This is a genomic window from Frankia sp. CeRuru1 (assembly GCF_977966315.1).
Map to the genome: position 1 here is coordinate 1 of NZ_CDWWEW010000440.1, position 3,990 is coordinate 3,990.

At 69.8% G+C, this 3,990-nt stretch carries 6 protein-coding genes; 2 read left to right on the top strand and 4 right to left on the bottom strand.

The genetic code is table 11. The annotated features are described in order from the left end of the window. On the top strand, positions 1-399 hold a 399-nt coding region (locus tag AC08OP_RS22170; protein ID WP_476615945.1), incomplete at its 5' end, for a hypothetical protein. A gap of 84 nt (positions 400-483) precedes the next feature. Here AC08OP_RS22170 and bcp read toward each other — a convergent pair. The 4 genes from bcp to AC08OP_RS22190 form a co-directional block, all read right to left on the bottom strand. After that, positions 484-975 (bottom strand): thioredoxin-dependent thiol peroxidase, encoded by a 492-nt coding sequence (gene bcp, locus AC08OP_RS22175; RefSeq protein WP_462203927.1) that lies wholly within the window; start codon positions 973-975, stop codon positions 484-486. Between the two features lie 194 nt (positions 976-1,169). Beyond that, positions 1,170-1,985: a DsbA family protein gene (locus AC08OP_RS22180; protein ID WP_476615946.1), complete on the bottom strand. Its 816-nt coding sequence runs from the start codon at positions 1,983-1,985 to the stop codon at positions 1,170-1,172. Next, complete coding sequence (locus AC08OP_RS22185) at positions 1,942-2,508, bottom strand: MauE/DoxX family redox-associated membrane protein (protein ID WP_476615947.1); 567 nt, start codon at positions 2,506-2,508, stop codon at positions 1,942-1,944. The genes AC08OP_RS22180 and AC08OP_RS22185 overlap by 44 nt, the downstream gene beginning before the upstream one ends. Continuing rightward, the gene (locus AC08OP_RS22190; protein WP_476615948.1) at positions 2,505-3,278 is read right to left on the bottom strand and encodes an SCO family protein; all 774 of its coding nucleotides are present in this window, start codon (positions 3,276-3,278) and stop codon (positions 2,505-2,507) included. The genes AC08OP_RS22185 and AC08OP_RS22190 overlap by 4 nt, the downstream gene beginning before the upstream one ends. Before the next feature lie 440 nt (positions 3,279-3,718). Between AC08OP_RS22190 and AC08OP_RS22195 the strand changes: the two genes are divergently transcribed. After that, positions 3,719-3,990, top strand: a 272-nt coding sequence (locus tag AC08OP_RS22195) for a DUF3618 domain-containing protein (RefSeq protein ID WP_476615949.1), incomplete at its 3' end; no start/stop codon positions are given.

Consider the following 3,990-nt stretch of genomic DNA (forward strand, 5'->3'; position numbering starts at 1 on the left):
GCCAACGTCAGGACCGAGGCCGAGGCCGGGAACGAGGCCCCACGGCTGGTCGGCCCCGGTCCCCGCCACGCCGCCCAGCGTGCCCTCCTCGAACGGAACCGGGCGTTGAAGCTCATCGACACCGGTCGGGCGACGACCGCGGCCGTCTGCGCGGTCCGTGACACGGGCCTGCGGGTGAACGGCCGGCCGGTCGCCGAGGTTCATCTGCTCATCGAACGCCCCGGCGCGTGGGGCAACGTGTACCCGGTGGTGCGCAGCACGGTCCTTCCCGACCCGGACATCGACCTGAGCGAGGCGGCGACGGCATCGTCGGGCCGCCCGCGTCGTATCCCCGTGCTGGTCGATCCGCGCCGTCCGGAGAACGTGCTGCTGGGCTGGGATCTGCGACCGGCGAGCTGACGAAGCCGTCAACGAAGCGATCGACGAAGCGATCGACGAAGCCTGTGGGAAGGGTTCGGCCAGGCGCCTCAGGGACGGTCCCGGTCAGGCGGCGGCGAGGCCCAGGTCGCGCAGCAGCTTGGCGACATGACCGGTCGCGCGGACGTTGTACTGCGCCACCTCGATCGTGCCGTCCGTGCCGATCACGAACGTCGAGCGGATCACGCCGACGGTCTTCTTCCCGTACATTGTCTTCTCGCCGAAGGCGCCGTACGCGGCGAGCACCTTCCGCTCCGGGTCGGAGAGCAGCGGAAACGTCAGGGCTTCCGCGTCGCGGAACTTCACCAGCTTGGCGGGCTTGTCGGGAGAGATCCCGAGCACGTCGATGCCGGCGTTGCCGAGCTGGGCGAGGCTGTCCCGGAAGTCGCAGGCCTGCTTCGTGCACCCCGGGGTCGACGCGGCCGGGTAGAAGTAGACGACGACCCGCCGTCCCCGGTAGGACGCCAGGGACACCTCGTTCCCCTCGGAGTCGGGCAGGGTGAAGTCGGGTGCGACGTCGCCGGGGACTAGACGGGCGGCGTTGGCAGTCTCAGTCATGGTCCGAAAAGTAGCCGTGGCCTGCGCAGGACGGCAAACCCTCCAGCGGACAGATCCCCAACGTGGCGAGATTCGGGGGACCAGGGCACGGTCTGTGCACCATGGAGCGTGTCTTGGTCCCCCATCTGCTCAGGCTGCCCTGCCAGGCTGCCCTGCCAGGCTGCGCTGCCAGGCTGCGCTGCCAGGCTGCCCTGTCAGGCTGCTGCGTCGACCGCCGCGCGGAAGCCCTCCGGGGTGAGCTGCTCCCCGGACAGCCGCTTGCCGTTGACGAAGACGGTCGGCGTGCCGGTGACGCCGGCCTTCGATGCGTCCTCGTCGACCTTGGCGACGTACCCGTCGTAGGTCCCCTCGTTGACCGCTTTCCGGTACGCCTGCGAGGTCAGCCCCGCTTTCGCCCCGAGCGTGATGAGCGTGTCGTTGGTGAAGCCGCCGGTGCGCTCCTCGGGCTGGTTCGCGTACAGCACATCGTGCAACTGCCGGAACCTGCCCTCGTTGGCGGCTGCCGCCGCCGCGTTCGCCGCCCGCTTCGACTCCGGCCCGATGAACGACATCATGTGATAATCAATCTTGATTTTTCCGTCGTCGAGGAGCTTGTCGATAGTCGGCCCGGTTGTCTTCTCCAGTGTCCCGCAGATGGGGCACTGGAAATCCTCGTATATGTCGACGGTGACCGGCGCGGACGCCTTCCCGACGACGATGCCGTGATCGGTGCCGGTGGCGCTCGCCGGCAGGACCACCGGCTTCGACTCCTCGCGGGAGTTCTGGACGGCAAAGCCGATCGCGCCGACCAGGACGAGAACGGCCAGCACCACGCCGGTGATGATGCCGCGCTGCCGTCGCCGTTCCCGCGCTGCCGCCGCGGCCCGCGCCGCCGCAGCCTTGGCCCGTCGCTCCTGTCCGCTGGCCGCCTTGCCCCCACCCGTCGGGGGGGGCGCGTCGGGCTTCGCGGCGCTGCCGCCCGGGGCCCTACCGCCGGTCGTCAACGGTGTCTTCTTCGACTTCGAAGCCATCAGCGGTACTCCCGGAAAGATCGTTCACCGGTTGGTCGAGGAGGCGGTCCACCGCCAGATAGCCGCTCGGCCGCCAGGCCAGCAGCCCGGCGGCGGCGAGCAGCAGGCTGTCGCGGATCAGCTCGGAGGTGTAGTGCGTCGGGGCATCGGCAGCGAGATCACCCCCGGAGGAGAAGCAGCCGCAGTCGATCCGCAGCCCCCGGGCGGCAGCCGACGCGATCGCTGCGATGTAGACGGCGAACATCACCGCGGACACGACGGCGGACAGCCGCACGGCGAGCCCCACGACGAGCAGCATCCCCAGGGCGATCTCCAGGAACGGGACGCCGTACGCGATCGGCTGCACGAGGGCATCGGGCAGGATGCGGAACGCCCGCACGGAGCGCACCATCCCGTCCGGGTCGTTGACCTTCAACAGCCCGGCGACCAGCCAGACCACGCCGAGGCCGAGGCGCAACACCGTGGAGACGGCGCGACTGGCCGGCTGCATGGGGGTGACAAGGCTGTAGATGATCGGATTCAAGTCCGTGCTTCTTCTGATCCGGACCGCTCGGCGGTCAGCTTGGGCAGGTCGTCGATGTAGTCCTGGACGCTGGTCCCCGCCAGGTACAGCGCGCGGATCCTGTCATCCCGAGAGAAGACGATGACCTGGGCGCCATGGGTGACCAGAACGGAGCCGTCGGCCTGGACCTCCGGTTTCTCCAGGGGAACGCCCAGGGCCTCGGCCTCGGTACGGATCCGGTCGAACGGACCGCGGGCGCCGATGAAGGTTGCGTTGAACTGCTTAAGCCAACGACTGAGGACCACCTCCGTATCCCGATCAGGGTCGGTCGTCACGAAGACGACCGTCACCTGGTCACGCACGTCCGGTTTCACCTCGCCGAGTGCCGACGCGATGTCCGCCATCGTGGTCGGGCAGACGTCCGGACAGTGGGTGTAGCCGAAGAACAGCATGGTGATCTTTCCCTGCGTGCGTGCGCGCAGGTCGAAGGGACGGCCGTCGGTGTCGGTGAGGTTGAGGGCCGGCTTGGCCAGCCTCCTGGCCGGGGCGGTGCCGTGCAGGCCGCCGTTGTCGCCTCCGTTCCCCACATCGACGATCTTCACTCCGGTGTCGGTTCCCGAGCCGGCGCAGGCGGTGAGCAGCGCCATCGAGGAGGCGACCAGGACCGTGGCAATGGTTCCGGCCAGTGCCGGACGGCGCCGCGGGGAGCGCGACGGGGGGAACTGCCCGGGCGGGGAACCGGCGCCGTGACGGGAACCCGTGTCGTGACGAGGATGGTGGACCAGGGACATGACGCTCCAGGACAGGGCCGGGCAGGACGGACCGGGGCCGCGGAAAACGTGTCCGTCTGACCGCAGCAGGTGCTCAGCAGGTGCTAACGGTGGGAGTCGCCCGGGCGATGCCCACCCGGGCCAGACCACCGCTGGCCCTCGCGCACAGCGTTCAGCGTAATGTCCCGCCGGACGGATTCCGGTGGGCGGTCGCTTCCGCCCGCGGCGCCATCTGCGCGGTACGGAGACCGGGATTGGACGGGGCGAGACGTCGTGCGTCGGTGCGCCCGCGTGACGTGTCGCGCCACTGGCCGTTTGGTCTCGCCGGGCGATGATGTGTCTGGCACGATCGTTGCAGGCCGGTCGCACCCGACGGAGATGTCCGTGGCGTCCATCGACGCCGATCGACGCCAGCCGCGGGAGCGCGTCCGCCATTCGCAACGGACGAGAGGGCGACATCGGTGCCGCAGGACCCGGCCGTGATCCAGCAACAGATCGAAGAGACCCGCGCCGAACTGGCGGAGACGATCGATTCCATCGCGGAGATCGTCAGCCCGCGCCGCGTCGCCGAGCGGGCCCAGGTGCAGTTGCGGGCGAAGACCGCCGAACTGCGCCACAGGTACGGTCCGGTCCTCGGGATCGGCCCGGGGCCCGCGCTTCCCGAACTGGGAGCCGGCATCGGAGCCGATGGCCTGGCCCGGCGGGGGGATGCGGGCACGCTGACCGGGGGTGC

Bases quoted from the DNA above. Each gene is read 5' to 3' on its own strand.
- bcp (WP_462203927.1), bottom strand. From the start codon at position 975: ATGACTGAGACTGCCAACGCCGCCCGTCTAGTCCCCGGCGACGTCGCA.
- AC08OP_RS22180 (WP_476615946.1), bottom strand. From the start codon at position 1,985: ATGGCTTCGAAGTCGAAGAAGACACCGTTGACGACCGGCGGTAGGGCC.
- AC08OP_RS22190 (WP_476615948.1), bottom strand. From the start codon at position 3,278: ATGTCCCTGGTCCACCATCCTCGTCACGACACGGGTTCCCGTCACGGC.